This is a genomic window from Clostridium zeae (assembly GCF_017312485.1).
Taxonomy (GTDB): Bacteria; Bacillota; Clostridia; order Clostridiales; family Clostridiaceae; genus Clostridium_AR; species Clostridium_AR zeae.
In genome coordinates, this window is sequence record NZ_BMBA01000002.1 from 178,088 (window position 1) to 197,422 (window position 19,335).

The 19,335-nt window shown below is 31.4% G+C and carries 16 protein-coding genes and 1 riboswitch; of the genes, 4 read left to right on the forward strand and 12 right to left on the reverse strand.

Going from position 1 to position 19,335, the window contains the following annotated elements:
- Nucleotides 1-301: 301 nt before the first annotated feature.
- The 4 genes from J3477_RS10140 to J3477_RS10155 all read right to left on the reverse strand — a co-directional run bounded on the left by J3477_RS10140 (nucleotide 302) and on the right by J3477_RS10155 (nucleotide 4,283).
- On the reverse strand, nucleotides 302-1,036 hold the full coding sequence (locus J3477_RS10140) for an amino acid ABC transporter ATP-binding protein (RefSeq protein WP_206869845.1): 735 nt from the start codon (nucleotides 1,034-1,036) through the stop codon (nucleotides 302-304).
- A 17-nt stretch (nucleotides 1,037-1,053) separates the two neighbouring features.
- Nucleotides 1,054-1,830, reverse strand: a complete 777-nt coding sequence (locus tag J3477_RS10145; RefSeq protein WP_206869846.1) for an amino acid ABC transporter permease — start codon at nucleotides 1,828-1,830, stop codon at nucleotides 1,054-1,056.
- A gap of 245 nt (nucleotides 1,831-2,075) precedes the next feature.
- Nucleotides 2,076-2,912, reverse strand: coding sequence for a transporter substrate-binding domain-containing protein (locus J3477_RS10150; RefSeq protein WP_206869847.1), 837 nt, complete (start codon nucleotides 2,910-2,912; stop codon nucleotides 2,076-2,078).
- 250 nt (nucleotides 2,913-3,162) lie between these two features.
- Nucleotides 3,163-3,346, reverse strand: a riboswitch (Lysine riboswitch).
- A gap of 196 nt (nucleotides 3,347-3,542) precedes the next feature.
- Nucleotides 3,543-4,283 (reverse strand): SDR family oxidoreductase, encoded by a 741-nt coding sequence (locus J3477_RS10155; protein ID WP_206869848.1) that lies wholly within the window; start codon nucleotides 4,281-4,283, stop codon nucleotides 3,543-3,545.
- Nucleotides 4,284-4,512: 229 nt separating this feature from the next.
- Between J3477_RS10155 and J3477_RS10160 the strand changes: the two genes are divergently transcribed.
- Nucleotides 4,513-5,448, forward strand: a complete 936-nt coding sequence (locus J3477_RS10160; RefSeq protein ID WP_206869849.1) for an AraC family transcriptional regulator — start codon at nucleotides 4,513-4,515, stop codon at nucleotides 5,446-5,448.
- A 158-nt stretch (nucleotides 5,449-5,606) separates the two neighbouring features.
- Here the strand turns inward: J3477_RS10160 and J3477_RS10165 are convergent, their stop codons facing one another.
- Entirely contained in the window at nucleotides 5,607-5,855 is a 249-nt protein-coding gene (locus J3477_RS10165; protein WP_228731263.1) for a DUF1858 domain-containing protein, read from the reverse strand.
- A gap of 188 nt (nucleotides 5,856-6,043) precedes the next feature.
- Nucleotides 6,044-6,415 (reverse strand): pyridoxamine 5'-phosphate oxidase family protein, encoded by a 372-nt coding sequence (locus J3477_RS10170; protein ID WP_206869851.1) that lies wholly within the window; start codon nucleotides 6,413-6,415, stop codon nucleotides 6,044-6,046.
- 140 nt (nucleotides 6,416-6,555) lie between these two features.
- On the opposite strand from J3477_RS10170, the gene pdxR reads away from it, so the two are divergent.
- Nucleotides 6,556-7,983, forward strand: coding sequence for a MocR-like pyridoxine biosynthesis transcription factor PdxR (gene pdxR, locus J3477_RS10175; RefSeq protein ID WP_206869852.1), 1,428 nt, complete (start codon nucleotides 6,556-6,558; stop codon nucleotides 7,981-7,983).
- An 88-nt stretch (nucleotides 7,984-8,071) separates the two neighbouring features.
- Here pdxR and J3477_RS10180 read toward each other — a convergent pair whose 3' ends face one another.
- The 3 genes from J3477_RS10180 to htpG form a co-directional block, all read right to left on the reverse strand.
- Nucleotides 8,072-8,551, reverse strand: coding sequence for a hypothetical protein (locus J3477_RS10180; protein WP_206869853.1), 480 nt, complete (start codon nucleotides 8,549-8,551; stop codon nucleotides 8,072-8,074).
- Nucleotides 8,552-8,759: 208 nt separating this feature from the next.
- Nucleotides 8,760-9,488, reverse strand: coding sequence for an alpha/beta hydrolase (locus tag J3477_RS10185; RefSeq protein WP_206869854.1), 729 nt, complete (start codon nucleotides 9,486-9,488; stop codon nucleotides 8,760-8,762).
- A gap of 97 nt (nucleotides 9,489-9,585) precedes the next feature.
- Complete coding sequence (gene htpG, locus J3477_RS10190; protein WP_206869855.1) at nucleotides 9,586-11,466, reverse strand: molecular chaperone HtpG; 1,881 nt, start codon at nucleotides 11,464-11,466, stop codon at nucleotides 9,586-9,588.
- A 397-nt stretch (nucleotides 11,467-11,863) separates the two neighbouring features.
- Between htpG and J3477_RS10195 the strand changes: the two genes are divergently transcribed.
- Complete coding sequence (locus tag J3477_RS10195; RefSeq protein ID WP_206869856.1) at nucleotides 11,864-13,774, forward strand: NAD(+) synthase; 1,911 nt, start codon at nucleotides 11,864-11,866, stop codon at nucleotides 13,772-13,774.
- A gap of 140 nt (nucleotides 13,775-13,914) precedes the next feature.
- Here the strand turns inward: J3477_RS10195 and J3477_RS10200 are convergent, their stop codons facing one another.
- Nucleotides 13,915-14,340 carry a YaaR family protein gene (locus J3477_RS10200; RefSeq protein ID WP_206869857.1) on the reverse strand — a complete coding sequence of 142 codons (426 nt, stop codon included), beginning with the start codon at nucleotides 14,338-14,340 and terminating at the stop codon, nucleotides 13,915-13,917.
- A gap of 357 nt (nucleotides 14,341-14,697) precedes the next feature.
- On the opposite strand from J3477_RS10200, the gene J3477_RS10205 reads away from it, so the two are divergent.
- Nucleotides 14,698-17,316, forward strand: a complete 2,619-nt coding sequence (locus J3477_RS10205) for a calcium-translocating P-type ATPase, PMCA-type (RefSeq protein WP_206869858.1) — start codon at nucleotides 14,698-14,700, stop codon at nucleotides 17,314-17,316.
- A 140-nt stretch (nucleotides 17,317-17,456) separates the two neighbouring features.
- Here J3477_RS10205 and J3477_RS10210 read toward each other — a convergent pair whose 3' ends face one another.
- Nucleotides 17,457-18,311: a ComEC/Rec2 family competence protein gene (locus J3477_RS10210; protein WP_206869859.1), complete on the reverse strand. Its 855-nt coding sequence runs from the start codon at nucleotides 18,309-18,311 to the stop codon at nucleotides 17,457-17,459.
- Nucleotides 18,312-18,496: 185 nt separating this feature from the next.
- Nucleotides 18,497-19,330 carry a CvfB family protein gene (locus J3477_RS10215; protein WP_206869860.1) on the reverse strand — a complete coding sequence of 278 codons (834 nt, stop codon included), beginning with the start codon at nucleotides 19,328-19,330 and terminating at the stop codon, nucleotides 18,497-18,499.
- Nucleotides 19,331-19,335 lie beyond the last annotated feature (5 nt).

The window sequence follows — 19,335 nt, forward strand, 5'->3', positions numbered from 1 at the left end:
TTCAAAACCCCTCTGTATTCTGAGAGGAGAATTTGAAAATATAAGTTTAATTATGAAGTGATTCATCTAGATAATCCTATTATAAATTCATAGTACCATATTTGCTTAAATATATAAATTACATTGTTAAGTATACACTTCAATATTACGCAAAAAAATTCCAACAAATATTTTTATATACATATTTTCAATTGTATAAATAAATCTATATTTATTTATATTACGACGCTTTAAAATCTCTATAAATAAAAGAGCAGTAAATTTTTTTAATTTACCGCTACTTAAAAAAGCTTGAATCTTATTATTTTAATGTACGCTTTAAGAACTCTCTAGTACGTTCTTGAGTTGGGTTCTTAAATATTTGCTCTGGAGTTCCTTCTTCTGCTATAACTCCTTTATCCATAAACACTACACGATCAGATACTTCTTCTGCAAAGCCCATTTCATGAGTTACTATAAGCATTGTTAGTCCACTTTCAGCAAGCTCCTTCATAACCTTAAGAACTTCTCCTACCATTTCTGGATCAAGTGCTGAAGTTGGTTCATCGAATAGCATTACATCTGGTTCCATAGAAAGTGCTCTAGCTATGGCTACACGCTGTCTTTGTCCCCCAGATAATTGCTTTGGCTTCGCATTTATATATTGCTCCATACCTACAACCTTCAAATACTTTCTTGCAACTTCTTCTGCTTCTGCCTTTGAACGTTTTAGCACTTTTACCTGTCCAACAACACAATTACTTAAAACATTATGATTATTAAACAGATTAAAGGATTGGAATACCATACCTAATTTTGTACGGTACGCATAAATATCGTGTTTATCATCCAGGATGTTTTCACCTTTATATATAATCTCCCCGCCAGTTGGTTTTTCAAGTAAATTAACACAACGTAGAAGGGTGGACTTTCCTGATCCTGATGATCCTATTATACATACAACTTCTCCCTTTTTCACTGAAAAGTCTATGTCCTTAAGTACTTCATGAGTTCCAAAAAATTTACTTAAATGTTTAATATCAATTACATTTTCCATACTATTCCCTCCTTCGTTTAATACATATTAACTTCTTTATTTTTTCTAGCTGCATCTTCAGGTGTTTCTACCTGCATTTGATTTGCATACATAATGTAGTTATCTGGTCCATCTAATTTTCTTTCAATTAATCTCAATATTCTTGTTACTGTAAAAGTCATTATGAAATAAAGTATACACGCAACAAAGAATGATTCAAAATATCTATAGTTATTTCCTGCAACAGATTTTGTTTGGAAATATAATTCTGTTACTGAAATTACGTTAAGCACTGAAGTATCCTTTATGTTGATCACGAACTCATTACCAGTTGCAGGTAATATATTACGTATAGCTTGTGGTAATATAACATTAGTCATAACTTGAAAATGCTTCATACCTATTGCATCTGCTGCTTCAAATTGTCCTTTATCTATAGAAACAATACCACCACGAATAATTTCTGACATATAAGCACCAGTGTTTATTGATACTATAAGTATAGCAGCAAAAAGTCTATCCATATTTAAATTAAATGCCATAGCTGTACCATAGTATATTACCATAGCCTGTACAATCATAGGAGTTCCACGGAATATTTCAATATAAATAAATAAAAGTGCATTTACTAACTTTAAAAAATATCTTTTAACACCCTTTTCAGGCATTGGCACAGTTCTTATAACTCCTATTAATAAACCTATTACAAATCCTATTATAGTACCAGTCAGTGCAACTAACAGTGTAGTTCCAGCTCCTCTAAGGAACATCTGCCAGTTTTCTGAAACAATTTTTACAACCCAATCAAAACTCATATTTTTCCTCCTTCAATAATGAAACCGAATGTGGTACAGAGATATACTGCTTCATAATTACATAACACTTTTCAAATCTTTTCCTCATAACTTAGGAATATTCTAAAAAGTTTAAAAAGAAGCGGCACACCCTTAAATACATTCGGTTCCTAATAAAAAACTGTTTTTATAACTTTCATTAGTGATTTTATCAAAGCTACCTTCCAAATCTTATCTTTGGAAAATCTAGTATGTCTGTAACATTACTATTTTGCTGCTGGTTGATTCTTTATAGCTGTATCCATTATTGTCTTTCTTTGTTCTTCTGAGATACCTGCTAATGTTTTATTAATCTTTGAAGTTAAATCACTACCCTTTGCAACACCTACAGCTATAGCTGTATCATCATCAGATGTATTAAATCCAGTTTTGAATTCTACCATTTTGTACTTTGAATTTGCAGTTTCAGCACTTACACCTTCTGGACGTTCTGAAACATAACCATCAATTATACCTGATTCAAGTGCAACTCTCATTGCTGGGAAGTTATCCATAGCTGGTTGTTTTTGAACACCTTGTATTTGATCTATAACTGAATAGTGGAATGTATTTAATTGAGCAGTTATTTTTGCTCCTTTGAACTCTTGGATTGATGTAGCATTTTCATACTTACCACCATTTTTAACTACCATAACTAAATTTGATTTGTAGTAGTTGTCAGAAAAATCTATAGTCTTTTTACGTTCTGCAGTAGGTGACATACCTGCTATAATCGCATCAATTTTACCTGAAGTTAATGCTGGTACAAGACCATCCCATTCTGTTTTTACTACAACTAAGTCCTTACCTAAATCCTTAGCTATCTTTTTAGCTATTTCTATATCGTATCCACCTGCATACTCTGCGTTTCCATCTATTTTTACTGCTCCATTTGAATCATCTTTTTGAGTCCAGTTAAAAGGTGCATATCCAGCTTCAAGACCTATCTTAAAAGTTCCGTTAGAAGCTGAGCTCTTGTCAGCATTTGCCTTTGTTCCACAACCTGCTAAAAGCACTGTAGCTGATATTGTAATTGCTATTAATAACGCTAATTTCTTTTTCATGTTTAAATATCCCCTTTTTATTAAATTTAAATTTGTAATATGTTACTTGTCCTAACTTAAGACATTATTTACTTCATTAATAAGTTCTCATTACTTACTTCGTTTTAAATTTTATAAAGTTATTAAGCTTAATAATATGTAAATTTATCCGTATATTATAATTTCTGCAAATTTCATTGTAATAAAAAAAGACCTGAGATGAGCTCAGGTCCTAATACACAAAAACAGCCTAATACCCCTTCTTTTTCCCAAATGAGATAGCACAACTCAATAAACCGGGATGTTTATTGAGACAGTCCTGCAGTTCTTAACTGCAGACCCAGCAAATAATACCGAGAAATATTATTAACTTCGGCGACATTTCCTTCTTCTTAAAATCATAGTACTCTCAAACTCCTCTAAGAACTATTAAACACCGCGCCTCTACCTCACTAAGTTAAAGTGAGGCCTTATTAAATTATATAAACAGTGTACAACAGGACATTCTATATGTCAATATAGATTTGTTCATTATTAATTAACAATTTTTGATATTCAGCACAATTATATACACATTTTATTAAAGTTTTGTAATAAATCCTGTAAGTTCAGAACTTTTACCATTAACCCTACACTATTCCAAAATCAATATTATACAACTCCACCATTAACTCTAAGAGTTTGCCCTGTAACCCATTGTGCTTTATCGCTTACTAAAAATTCAATAACATTTGCTATATCATCAACTTCACCCAGTCTCCCGAAAGCATTAGCCTTTCTAGCAGCATCTATTTGCTGTTCTGTTTTCCCTACAGTAAATAGTTCTGTGTTAACAGGTCCAGGTGCAACAGTATTTATTGTTATTCCCTTAGTCCCAAATTCCTTTGCCAATTGACGACTTATCTGCTCAACCGCACCTTTAGTAGCTGCATATACACTATATGTTGGAAGCATACTTCCTACTACAGATGTTGAGAAATTAACTATCCTACCGTTATTCTCCATTAACTTCATAGCCTGCTGACACGCAAAATAAGTTCCTTTTACATTTATATCAAAAAGTCTATCAAAGTCCGCTTCTGTAACATCAGTAAGTAGTTTATATAGTATTACACCTGCATTATTGATTAATATATCTATCTTTCCAAAGGCTTCAATGGTCTCTGAAAACAACTTTTCCACATCACTTACTTTACTAACATCAGCTTGTATTGCAACAGCTTCTCCACCATTATTTCTAATTTCATTTACTACCTCAGCTGCTTTATCAGGGCTACTAGAATAATTAACTACTACTTTAGCACCAGCTTCAGCTAATTGTTTTGCAATAGAACTACCTATACCTCTTGATGCTCCTGTTATAATTGCCACTTTCCCATTTAATTCTTTCATTATATATCCATCCTTTCATGCATTAACTTATTATTCCCAAAATCGTGTTAATTCTTGAACTAGTTACTCTAATTATCAGATATAAATATTCCTCAGCTTCAACACAGTTATTGGATTAATTTAATTGTAAGAGATAATGAGCTTTAATAGGTAGCCTATTCTTGTTTAATCATTGCCTAATTCTCCAAAAAGAACTATAATCTTTACATAATCTAAAGGAGAGTTCACTATGGAAAATGAAAAATTAGATAAGCAAAGTGTGTTGATTGAAGATAAACTAAAACAATTAGCTAATCTCATAGAACGTTTTACTGATAGAGAAGGACTTCAAGCCTCCTCAATACCATCACTAGACTTTATCCGTTCCTCTGAAAAATCAGAGCTTTTACATTCTATTTACACACCATCCTTATGTGTAATAGTTCAAGGGGCAAAGATGGTTATACTGGGTACTGAAAGTTATAGATATGATAAAAACTCCTATTTAGTTGCTTCTGTACACTTGCCTATTACTGGTCAGATCATTGAAGCTTCACCTGCTGCTCCATATTTAAGCTTAAGACTTGGTTTTAGCAGTGATCAAATTCTCGATATAATAAAAGAAACTAAGCAAATAGCAAAAGAAAAGCAGAATCCCCCTCGTGGACTGATTGTAAATGAGACTAATCTATCCTTACTAGATGCTCTTTTAAGACTTGTAAGTCTGCTAGATACACCAACGGATATTCCAGTTCTTGCACCTTTATTTATTAGAGAGATTCTTTATAGAATTTTACAAGATAATCAGGGGTATGTGGTAAAGCAATTTGCTATGATTGGAAGCCATGCACAAGCAATCTCAAGTGCTATTAACTTAATTAACAAAGATTTTTCAAAGCCCTTGAGCATTGATGAGCTGGCAAAAACGATAAATATGAGTGCCTCCTCATTGCATCATCATTTTAAAAAAGTTACTGCAATGAGTCCTCTTCAATATCAAAAGCAAGTGCGACTGCAAGAAGCACGAAGATTATTGCTTTCAGAAACCTTAGAAGCTGCAGATGCAGCGTTTCAAGTAGGTTATGAAAGCCCTTCTCAATTTAGTCGTGAATACGCAAGAATGTTTGGCTTACCACCTATAAGCGATATAAAAAGATTGAAAAATTCTGTATATGTAGATTTTTAATGAGGTAATGATGAAACACCCTGTAGAATAGCTATTCTACAGGGTGTTCTTTTACTTATTTAACTCTCTTCACCTAATGATTGACAGCTTTAAGCCTAAAGCCATTTTTGCAGTCCTCTAGATTATGAACAGATGCTTTAAAGGCATATGTAATCCGACTATATACTTTTTTCTTTAATATGGTTAGTTATCATATCAATTAAATCCTTAACTTCAAAACCACTTTTTTCGCTAACAAGTGCTATTGTTGCCTTTGATGACATAGCTTTAAATAAAATTGGATTTTTTAACTTTTCAAATTTAGGTGATAGTTCAATTAAAAATTCTCTTATAGACGGATATTTTTTAGCAATATCTCCTATTAATGTTTGCTCATTAATATCAAATTCTTTTATATCGTAACTCATAATGTACCATCCTTTCATAAACATATATCTTCATATAATAATTTCATTATGCCCATAGTACCATTTATAAAAATTGTTTTCTGTGACTTAAGTTACAGTTTTATGATTTTATTTAAACTTATCATAAAAAAACAAGCACCTTTTCTACTCACATTGAATAGAAACGGGCTTGTTTTATATGTAGTCTTTTAAATAGTTTGTTTTGCGGATACTACTGTTATTTCTAATACTCTACTTAAAAATGGGAACTTTTCTTTCATCATATCGTAATCTGAACCTGATTCTAGGAACTTTGCAGTACCTTCAATTAAAAATCCAGCGCCTATATATTGATGCCCCATTACTTCTTTGCTACCAAAAGTAAGCTTAACATTATTATTTAGTTCTATATTTTTTTGAGTTCTTCTCATTCCTGCCGCAGGTATAAGTAATCTTCCATCTTCTGTAGCATTAAGATATGAGTTCCAGGTATTAGCTACGTGAGCTTCATTATTTGCACATGTTACAATAGCAACTACCCCTTCATGGGAAATAACTTCAATTAATTTTTCATTAAACATAAAAATTCCTCCTTATACAAAAGCTCTTATTAATTTAGTAATTGACTTTCTTATGAGACAATTATACAATCAAACTGGCATTATCAAAAGCGCCAATTTCATTTATTTTTTTGGATACAGTTAAAGGAGTATAAATAATTATGATTATTTTAAATAGTGATTCAGATAAACCTTTATATCAACAAATATATGAGCAACTAAAGAAACAAATAATATCCGGAGAGCTTTCAGCTGGGGCTAAAATCACCTCAACTCGCTCTCTTTCTACAATATTAGATGTTAGTAGAAATACTGTAGAAAATGCTTATCTTCAACTATGTTCTGAAGGTTATATTGAAAGTAAGCCTGGTAGTGGTTACATTGTCTTAGAAGTACTCCCTGAACTATTACCAATTGATAATAAATCCAACCTTGCTCTCAATAATTTTAAAAGTACCGAGGATAATTCAATTAAGGAAATTAACACTACCAACTCTAGTTATAATTTCGAATATGGGAAGCTCAGCAGTTCTGATTTCCCTTTAAAGACTTGGCGTAAAATATCAAATAAAGCATTAGCAACGTTAACTGCTGAAGATATGACTTCATATAGCGAAAGTAAAGGAGAACTTAATTTCAGAATCGAAATCATGAAATATCTAAATAAATCAAGAGGTGTATCTTGCAATACAGATCAGATTATTATATGTACAGGATTTGCATATTGTCTAAGTCTAATTTGCCAACTATTTAGACAGGATTTTGATGAGATTGCAATTGAAGACCCTGGTTACTTCGGCACTAGAGACATATTTGCTAATAATGGTTATAAAGTATCTCCTATATCTCTAGATAAAGATGGGATAAATATTACTGAACTAGAAAAATCAGCAGCGAGGATAGTATATGTTACGCCTTCACATCAATTCCCTACTGGATCAGTAATGCCTGTCCATAAGAGATTAAAACTTTTAGATTGGGCCATTAAAAATGATGGAATAATTATCGAAGATGATTATGATAGCGAATTAAGATATAGCTCAAGACCTATCCCCTCAATACAAAACATCGGACATAAAGAAAAAGTTATATACATAGGTACTTTTTCAAAGTCACTATCACCTAGCTTACGAGTAAATTATATGGTACTACCAGAAGCATATTTAGACAGATATGATAAGCTATTTAGGATTTATCAATCTTATGTTCCAATAATACAACAGAGAGTGCTTTATCAATTTATGCACTTAGGGCACTATGAAAGTCATCTTAGAAAAATAGCTCTAGCAAATAAACGAAAACATGATTTATTAATCAGTGAAATCCACAAAACCTTTGGAAATAAAGTTATAATTCACGGAAGAAATGCTGGTCTCCATGTTTTAGTCGAGGTTAACAATGGCCTTAACGAACTTGAACTAATAGAAAAAGCAGCTGAATTTGGTGCAGTTGTTTATCCTGTATCTATGTTCTGGATCAACTCAGAAAAATATTCAAACAACATGGTTTTACTTGGCTTCGGCGCAATGACTGAGGAGCAAATCATTAATGGAATAAAAGCGTTAAAAGAAGCATGGTTTGATAATTAACTTTGCCAAAGTTTTCAATTTACCACTACTTCAAATTAGAAACACTACAATGTATAAAATCACTATCCAGCTAAGGATAGTGATTTTATTACCTTCTAACAGCATTTGGATTCTTCTCATCAAACTTAATGATTGAACTCATCTTAATTGCATCTTTGTATTCTTTTTCTTTTCCATCTATTGTATACCTTATCATGACCATCATTTTAGAGTCTTTAGATATTTTAACATCATCAGTAAGATTAAAAGTATCTATAACCATCTGATCTGATTTCTTAAAATCATCTCTACTCCCAAAATTAACAACTTTTTTTCCAGCTACTTGGATATCAATATACATTGAGTCTACTTTATTTTCTTCTCTGGTAAGTTTAACTATATACCCTTCTTGAACATACAACTTATCATCAAATGATACCAGCGTTAAATTATTAATTCTTAAGTCATCAGCTATTACATCGGTTTTATAGATAACAACTGGATTGCCTTTAAAAAGTTTTATCCCCAGTAGAATTGTTAATATTAATATAATGGCGATTAATATAACTATAATACCTCTTCTTTTCATAACACCCATCCATAATTAAATTTAGTAACTAGCATATGATTCATTATTACTTGCTTAGTTTCTTGAACTCTATAGTTTTAATGTTCATAAGTCAGTTATCCTCAAAATTATTATACCATAATAATCCTTTTTTGTATTCATTTTATAGATACCAGATTAATCCTCTGCGTTTTCGTAAAATTTTAACTATGTATTCATAAAATTATATCTATTTTATATCTTTCACAAGCCATAAAATTGCCTTTATAAATCTTTCAGTTATTTCTGTAAAATGTCCTCCATTATTCCACTCTAATTTAACATTCTCTTCACTGCTAAGTTGCTCTTGTAGTATTTCGAATGCTTTTTCCGTACACACTCCTACATTAGCCATACGTAGGTTTCTGCTTTTACTTTCTTTTATTCCAAGTGACAAATAAACTTTAGCGTCTTTATTATATGGATTATTTAAACTCATATATTCTGTCCATTTGTCATACCATAAGGAGCCTGAAAGACTTCCTACTTTACCAAAACCTTCACATCTATAAAGTGCATATAAAGCTAAAAGCCCTCCAAGAGAATATCCAAGCAGTACATTATTTTTATAATCAGACTTAGTTCTGTAGTTAGTATCAATATATGGTTTTATTTTATATAAAAGAGTCTCAATATAATTATCAGCTTTACCCCCAAAGTCTTCCCCATCCCTAGCTATGCCTTTTGCAGACCAAGGAGTGTAATCATCATTCCAACTTTTAGGTTTAATATTTACTAGAATAAAAGGAGGACAGTCTTTATAAAAATATGGCTCAATAGCGTAAGCTATATCTCTTATATCATTTGCTCCATTTACATATACAACTGGAAACCTTGCTTCTCCTTCAATATATTGCTCTGGAACATATATACTGCAATTATAACCATCACAAGTAAACAAATCTATATTACCTCTCATCTTGTACTCCTTTTAATATATTTAGTCTATGTGTAAGAATATAGTTGAAATTAATAGAGCCATCCTCTATCAAGTTATAGTGAGGATGGCCTTATTATTATTTCATTATCTTACAAATATTATTTGTGAATTCTACAGGGTCTCCAATTGATAGTCCCTCTATAAGTAATGCTTGATTATATAGTATATCTGTATATAAATTGAACTTATCTTTATCCGCTTCATGAGCAGCTTTTAGTGACTTGAAGACATCATGATTTACATTTATCTCTAATACCTTATCAGCCTTAACCCCTTGATTGTTTGGCATTGAATTTAGTATCTTTTCCATCTCAATTGAAAGCTCGCCATCATTTGCAAGGCATACTGGATGGTTCTTTAATCTTTTTGAAGCTCTAACCTCTTTAACTTTTCCAGTTAATATAGATTTCATTCCTTCAAAAATATCTTTGTTTTCTTTTTCTTCTTCTTGAGAAGTTTCTTTGTTGTCATCTTCTTCGATTCCAAGATCATTGCTTGATACTGATCTGAATTCTTTTTCTTTGTATGCCATTAGCATCTTTATAGCAAATTCATCTACTTCATCAGTAAAGTATAATATTTCATATCCTTTATCAAGTAAAAGCTCAGTTTGAGGAAGCTTTTCTATTCTCTCATTGGATTCGCCTGAAGCATAGTAAATATACTTTTGACTTTCTGCCATTCTACTTACATACTCAGCAAGAGTAACCATCTTCTTTTCCTTTGAAGAATAGAACATTATCAAGTCTTGAAGAACATCTTTATTGCTGCCATATTCACTATATAGACCGTACTTTAATTGTCTTCCAAAAGCTTCATAGAACTTTTCATACTTCTCTCTATCATTTTTAAGCATGGTTTCAAGTTCGCTCTTAATCTTATTCTTTATGTTCTTTGCAATAAGCTTTAGTTGTCTGTCATGCTGTAATATTTCTCTTGAAATATTTAAGGACAAATCTTCTGAATCAACTATTCCTTTTACAAAACCAAAGTAGTCTGGAAGTAATTCCCCACACTTCTCCATTATCATAACACCACTTGAATATAATTCTAAACCTTTTTCATATTCCTTAGTATACAAATCATATGGAGTTTTTTCCGGTATAAATAGTATTGCATTGTAACTAATAGCACCATCAACACTTATATGAACATGCTTTAGCGGCTTATCAAAGCCAAAATGTTTTTCTGAATAGAAATTGTTATAATCTTCATCCTTAAGCTCTGACTTATTTTTTCTCCATATTGGAACCATACTGTTTAAAGTTTTTTCTTCAGTATAGTTTTCATACTCACTTTCACTGCCTTCTTTAAGCTTGCTTTCAGTAACATCCATCTTAATTGGATATCTAATAAAATCAGAGTACTTCTTGATTATGGACTTTAGTCTATATTCTTCTAAGTATTCATCAAAGCTCTCATCTTCTGTATTATCCTTTATTTTAAGGATTATATCTGTACCAACTGTGTCCTTTTCGCAAGGTTCAATTGTGTAACCTTCTACTCCTTTGGATTCCCATTTATTTGCTTCTGTACTACCAAAAGCTTTACTAATAACAGTAACAGTATCTGCTACTAAAAATGCAGAATAAAATCCAACACCAAACTGACCAATTATATCATATCCATCTTTTATTTCATTTTCTTTTTTAAACTTCAAAGAACCACTTTTTGCAATAACCCCTAGGTTATCATCAAGGTCTTCCTTAGTCATTCCTATACCTGTGTCAGATAGTTTTATAGTTCTACTTTCTTTATCAACGCTAACCTTAATAAAGTAATCATCTTTTTCGAAAGATATAGATTCGTCAGTTAATGCTTTGTAGTAAATCTTATCAATAGCATCACTAGCGTTTGATATAAGCTCTCTTAAAAATATCTCCCTGTGAGTATAGATTGAGTTAATCATAAGATCCAAAAGTCTCTTGGATTCTGCTTTAAATTGTTTTGTTTCCATTGTAAAACCTCTCCTTCCGCAATTGAGACTAGGCATTTATATATGTGAGCCTAGCTTTATTTAAATGTACAAGGTACCTGCCCTCTAAAAACTTGTTTACTTAACTTCTTTAATTTTTAAAAAGCAACATACCTAATAAACAGTTTCTTATTTGTTTATACTAACACAATAAGAAACATATTATTAGCACTCATACTTAGTGAGTGCTAACCCCTATTTTTTATATATCACTTTTTGAATTTTATGTCAATATATTTCAGTTTGAAAATATCCATTTATAGATGAAACATACCTCTTTATATTGTAATTTATTTTCACAAATATTGCTTTTATTTGTATTTACAATTAACATTAATATATAAACTTTCAGATTGTTTAATAGGATGGAGTTGATTATATGGAGTTTATAAAAGTTGGGGCTGCCTGCCCTAAAATAAAAGTAGCAGATATAAAATATAATGTTGAAAATATAAAAAAGTGCATTGATGAAGGCTTAAAACAAGAAGTTAAGGCTTTAGTTTTTCCTGAACTTGCTGTGACAGCTTATACCTGTGGCGATTTATTTTCCCAGTCTAGATTAATAAGCGAGTCAATAAAAGGTGTAGAAGCTATATGCGAATATACTATGGGAAAAGATATGCTCATAGCTATAGGTAATCCAATTATATATAATAATTGTCTCTATAACTGCGCTTTTATTATATTTGAAGGCAAAGTTCTTGGTATAGTACCAAAAAGTTATATACCTAATTATACAGAGTTCTATGAAAAAAGATGGTTTACTGAAGGAATTGGACTCAAAGGTAAAAATATTGATCTACCTTTCCAAAAAGCTGTTCCTTTTGGTACAGATCTTATTTTTAGTTACGAAGATGCACGTTTTGGATTCGAAGTTTGTGAGGATTTGTGGACTGTAGTGCCTCCAAGCTCATATTTAGCTATAGCTGGTGCAAATATAATTGGCAATCTTTCAGCATCAAATGAACTTGTATCTAAAAGTGACTATAGAAAATCTTTAGTCTCAGATCAAAGCGCTAGATGCATGAGTTCTTACATTTATAGTTCTGCTGGGGTACATGAATCCACTACCGATTTACTTTTCAGCGGACACATGCTTATCACTGAAAACGGCTCTAAATTAAATGAAAATGATCGTTTTCAAAGAGATAATGAAGTTATTTCGTCAATAATAGACTTATATAAATTAAATTCAGAAAGATTGAAAAACGTAAGCTTCAGAGATACTGCAAGACTTACTACCTTTGAATTTAGAAATATTGAGTTTGCTTTTGATAATGTCAACATTACTGATTTCAATAGATTTATTGATAAACATCCTTTTGTTCCTTCTTCTGAAGCACAAAGAAAAGACAGATGCAAAGAGATATTTAACATTCAAGCATCAGCTTTAGCAAAGAGATTAGAACATACTACTTTAAATAAAGTTGTGATAGGTATTTCAGGTGGACTTGACTCTACACTTGCACTTTTAGTGGCAGTTAAAACCTTTGATATGTTAAACTTACCAAGAAAAAATATCATAACAATAACAATGCCTGGCTTCGGTACTACTGACAGAACTTACAACAATGCGCTTACTCTTTGTACTGAACTCGGCTGCGATCTTAGAGAAATAAATATAGTAAATGCTGCTCTTCAACATTTTGAAGATATAGGTCATGATAAAAATATTCATGATATTACATATGAAAATGTTCAAGCAAGAGAAAGAACTCAAATCCTTATGGATTTAGCAAATAAAGAAGGTGGTATACTTGTAGGAACAGGTGATCTTTCAGAACTTGCACTTGGCTGGTGCACATATAACGGAGATCATATGTCAATGTATTCTGTAAACTGCTCTATACCTAAAACTTTAGTTAGATACTTAGTTGATTACGTTGCTAAATACGAAGTAAGTAAAAATGCTTCTGATACTTTGTACGATATACTAGATACACCAGTAAGTCCTGAACTGTTACCAAAAGATGAGAATGGTGATATAGCACAAAAAACTGAAGATATTGTTGGACCTTATGAACTTCACGATTTCTTCTTATATCATTTTATAAGACATGGTTCTTCACCTGAAAGAATAATGTTCCTTGCAAAAACTGCTTTTAAAGATCTATATGATGAAACCACCATTAGAAAATGGCTAGATAAATTCTTGAATAGATTCTTTTCTCAACAATTTAAGAGATCTGCTTTACCTGATGGTCCAAAGGTTGGTACAATTAGCCTTTCTCCAAGAGGCGACTGGAGAATGCCATCAGATGCTTCTGTTAGCAGTTGGCTAAAATATTAAAATTGTATAGTATAAAAAGCTTCTAAAAGCATTGAGACCTCTAGATTTACAGTAAAAAAACAAGAATACCTGCGATATATCGCAGGTATTCTTGTTTTATATTTATGGATAACTTTTCTTAAAACTTTGAATAACAAGTATTACTTGTAAATATCCACCATAAGTCCTTGAATTTCATCCACAGTAGATGCAATAGAAATATTATCTTTTTCTTCAGATAAAAGAGCATCAGTAATTTCTTGAAGTTTTTCATCGATTGTATCAACTGTTATGAAATACTGAGTCTGCCAGAAACTTATATCTTTTTTTACATTATACATATATTCTAGTACTGACTTTAAGTACTCTTTTATTTGATTTTTATATGCTCTAACGTCAGCATAACTTTTAGTAATTACAAGTCTATTACCCTTTTTCTTTATATCATCCATCAAATCTTTCAACTGCTCTTCAGATTTTTTTTGTCTTTCTTTATTAAAACTCTGTGAAAAATCCTTTTTGCTATCGATTTTCTTTCTCTCTTCACTCTGGACAGCAGTTTTTCTACCTACTCTTGATATCTCCATAAAATCCCACCTACTTATCAATTTTTATATCTTTAAGTACTATTTAAAAATCGCTGAAGTGACTTTCTTCAATGATTTTTTGAGCATCTTTCTCAACCTAATTTATTTTAATCGTTTTACTGTCAAGCAAGGAAAGTTTTAGAATTTATATACTACTTGCATATTTATTTTATTAATTACTAATATTAATGTGTATTATTATATCAAAATATAATTAAAGTAACAACTAAGTTTATGGTATATTATGTCGAATTGTTTTTTCATAGCAATTATTTCATAATATTCAATATGTGATATACTTATATTAGATGTCCTAATTAAGGTTATTTTATACTATATAATGAGGTGATATATTCTATGTGGTACACAAAAAATACTGCCGAGGTATTGAAAGATTTGAACGTAGATGAATCTATAGGTTTATCTACTGAAGAAGCTAAAAAGAGAATCGAAAAGTATGGTGAGAATAAATTAGCCAGTAAAAAGAAAAAAAGCATATTTCAGCTATTCGTCGCACAATTAGCTGATTTTATGATTTATATACTTTTAGCTGCTGCTTTTATATCGGGAATAATGGGTGAAATCAGCGATGCTATAATAATCATCATTGTAATCTTTGTAAATGCAGTAGTTGGAGTTGTTCAGGAATCTAAAGCCGAAAAAGCTTTAGAAGCTCTGAAGGAACTTTCAACTCCAAAGGCTGTTGTTAAAAGAAATGGAGAGCTAACAGAGATTCCATCTGAAGAAGTAGTTCCAGGGGATATTGTTGTAATAGATGCTGGCAGGTATATACCTGCAGACTTAAGATTAATTGAAAGCGCAAATTTAAAAATGGAAGAGTCTGCTTTTACAGGAGAATCAGTACCAGCAGATAAAGATGCAAATGCAATAATCGATGGAAAAGTAGGTGTTGGAGACCAACACAACATGGTATTTATGTCTACTCTAGCTACTTACGGAAGAGGGATAGGTGTTGTTGTCGGTACGGGAATGGATACTGAAATAGGAAAAATAGCAAAAATGCTTGATGAAGAAGTTGAAGATTCTACTCCACTTCAAAAAAAGCTTGAACAGTTAGGCAAATATCTAGGTATAGGTTCTATCGGAATATGCCTTATCATTTTTATAGTATCAATGTTTCAAAAAAGAGATGTTTTTGAAATGTTACTTACCGCAATAAGCTTAGCTGTTGCAGCTATACCAGAAGGACTTCCTGCAATAGTGGCAATTGTTTTGGCTATGGGTGTCCAAAGAATGATTAAAGAGAACGCTATTATAAGAAAACTTCCTGCAGTTGAAACTCTTGGTTCAGTTAATATAATATGTTCGGATAAAACAGGCACGCTCACCCAAAACAAAATGACTGTAACTAAATTTTATGCAAATGATAAGTTGCTTCATATAGAAGATTTAGATTTCAACCTTGAAACTAATAAGCTATTAATTGAATGTATGATGCTCTGCAATGATGCTACATATTCAGAAAGTTCAAAAACAGGTGATCCAACAGAAATTGCTTTATTAGAAGCTGGATTTAGATATGATATTACTAAAGATATTATAAATGCTCAACATAAAAGAATTGACGAAGTCCCTTTCGACTCAGACAGGAAGCTTATGTCAACTGTTAATTCATTTGGAGAAAAATATAAGGTCTTTACTAAAGGCGCTATTGATAGCATTCTAAAAATTTCCACTAAGCTTATGCTTAATGGTCAAATCCTTGATTTAACAGAAAATATGAAAAAAGATATTTTAAAAGCTGTAGATTTAATGTCTGACGATGCACTTAGAGTTCTTGCTGGAGCATATAAAGATATTGACGCTCCACCACACATTGGATTAGATGAAATAGAAAAAGATCTAACCTTTATAGGAATGGTTGGAATGATTGATCCTCCAAGATTAGAAGTTAAAGACTCTATTGCATTATGCAAAAAGGCTGGAATTACACCGGTTATGATTACTGGTGATTATAAAAATACGGCCTTTGCCATTGCTAAAGAGCTTGGAATTGCAGATAGTTTGAATCAATCAATTTCTGGTGAAGATATAGATAAATTAAATGACGAAGATTTCAGTAATAAAGTAAGAGACCTAAGGGTATTCGCAAGAGTATCTCCCGAGCATAAAGTAAAGATAGTCAAAGCTTTTAAATCACACGGCAACATTGTTTCAATGACTGGTGATGGAGTAAATGATGCTCCATCGTTAAAAGCTGCTGATATTGGTGTAGCTATGGGTATAACAGGAACTGACGTTGCAAAAGGTGCTGCTGACATGGTGTTAACAGATGATAACTTTACAACCATAGTCTCTGCCGTAGAAGAAGGAAGAAACATTTTCAGTAATATAAAGAAGTCCATAGTTTTTTTGCTTTCTTGTAATCTTGGTGAAATTATAACTTTATTTGTAGCTATACTATTAAACTGGGATTCACCACTACTTCCAATACATTTACTTTGGGTAAATCTAATAACCGATAGTTTACCTGCCTTAGCGTTAGGTGTTGATCCTGGTGACAAAGGAGTTATGGATCTTCCTCCAAGAAATCCAAAGGAGAGCATTTTTGGCGGAAGCACAAAGTTAATGCTGCCACTTAACGGAATACTAATAGGAGCATTAACATTAGTGGCATTTAGAGTTGGTGAATATCTATATCCAAATTCAGTTCCACATGCTAGAACCATGGCTTTTGTAGTACTTAGTGTTTCACAATTATTTTATGCACTTTCAATCAGAAACGATAGAAAATCTATCTTCCAAATCGGTTTATTTTCTAACAGATTCTTGATTATAGCTATAATAATAGGAATTATCCTTCAAGCTTCTGTAATTACAATTACACCTATAGCAGACTTATTTAAAGTATATTCACTTACCTTTAAAGATTGGGGATTTGTAATATTATTATCTCTAGTACCATTGGTAATTAATGAATTATTCAAGATAATTTTAAGAAACAAAGAAATATAATAAAAACCACTGTAGAATTTTCCAAATAAAATCATCTACAGTGGTTTTTATTTTTTATTAATTTACAATATAACAAAATATTCAATATATAAACAAGCTTAGTTTTCAGCTAATAATCTATAAACATCTTAATCTACACACTAATTTTTTCTCGAATAAACTTCTAAGTGAACAACTCCAGCATCATCTTTTTCGCTTAAAACCATTATGTCTCCGTACTGGTCAGTTCTAAAAACATTGCATTTAATATCTGTAAGATTTTTCACAACTACACTATTAGGACTTTCATCACCATTAGAAGTTATTATTGCTACGCTTGGCTTAACCTTTCTTACAAAATCTTTATATGTTCCACTGCCAATACCATGATGAGCAACTTTTAAAACATCTATATCCTTAATTTCTTTGTTTTTCATAATCTCTTTTTCTAAATCTCTTTCAGCATCTGCCATAAATAAATATCTTAAATCAGCTATTTCTCCTAAAAGCACCATTGAATTATTGTTTTCTAGAACCTTACTTGGTTTTGTTGGAGTAAGTGCTTTAAGATGTATATCATTGTGTTCTAGATACCATCCAGCCTTTACATATTCATATTTTACATTGGAGGCTTCTACAACTTTCATAACTTTCTCTTTTTCAACTTTATTTACGCAAAATTCTGGAAGCATCAAATGTGATACCTTCACAGATTTTAAAACAGCTTCTAGTCCTCCAAAATGATCATTGTGATAATGCGTAAGTATTACATAATCTAACTTATCAATTGATTCACTTTTTAAATGTGCTATAAGCTTGGAACTATAATCTTCAACACCAGTATCAATAAGAATATTAAAGTCTTTACTAAGTATCAATATAGCATCACTTTGCCCAGTATTTAATACCTGAACTCTTGTGACATTTGAAAGATTCTCTATTCCAAATACCTTGAAACTTGTAGTAAATAGAAATAAAATCATAATTGCGATTATTCTCTTGCTAAATTTTCTCATATGTATGAACCTCCTTTTTTTCCTTTGCTACTAGTATGGTTCATATAACTTCTATAGATACACAAGTTTATCAATTAATTTATATTTTCATATACTATGCTAACAACTTATAATAAGCCTCATTTGTACATATACTAATAAACGTGCTTTTAATATAACAACAAAAAAATAGATAGCTAAGCTATCTATTTCTCTATTAATTTCGTTCCATTTTCATCTTGACTTATAATTCCTTCTCTCATAAGTCCTCCTAATGCTATCTTAAAGTAATTTTTACTTGAGTTAAAAACTTCTTTTATAACATCTGGAGAAGACTTATCGTTATACTTCATGACACCACCGTTATCTTTAAGATATTGTAATATCTTATCTTGAAGCACACTTCTCTCTTCAAGCTTTTGTTTTCTAGGTGTTAGCCCAACTTTGCCATCTTCATATAGCTTCTTTACCCTTGCCTTTATTTCATCACCAGGCCTTACATCAGAGAAATATTCATTATTAAGAATCACTCCTCTACATAGACCATTTACTGCTACCATAAGAGAGCCATTTGTTTGATATCCATATACAATACCAGTTGTTTCTTCACCTAAAGTAACATCTTCCCATATATCAAGTGCTCTATCAATATCAGTTGTTGCAGCTAATCTCTTTGTTTTATCTTCATATATGTAGAACAAATATTTCTTTCCTATTTCTAGTTTATATTTCTGTTCTCTTATAGGTACAAATATGTCTCTCTCAAGACCAAAATCAATAAACGCACCTAATTCAGTTATAGATTTAACTTCTAGATAAGCTACTGTATGAATAGTTGCAAGAGGTGTCTTAAGAGTGGCAATCAGCCTATCTCTAGAATCTCTGTATATAAAAGCATGAACCTCTTCACCTACTGCAAGTTTTCTATCTAGAGTATTTCCGTATGGTAACAATATACCATCATCAGTTCCACTTAGATAATATCCAACTGAACTTTCTCTTACAACCTCTAGATTGTTAAAATCACCTAATTTAATCATACATC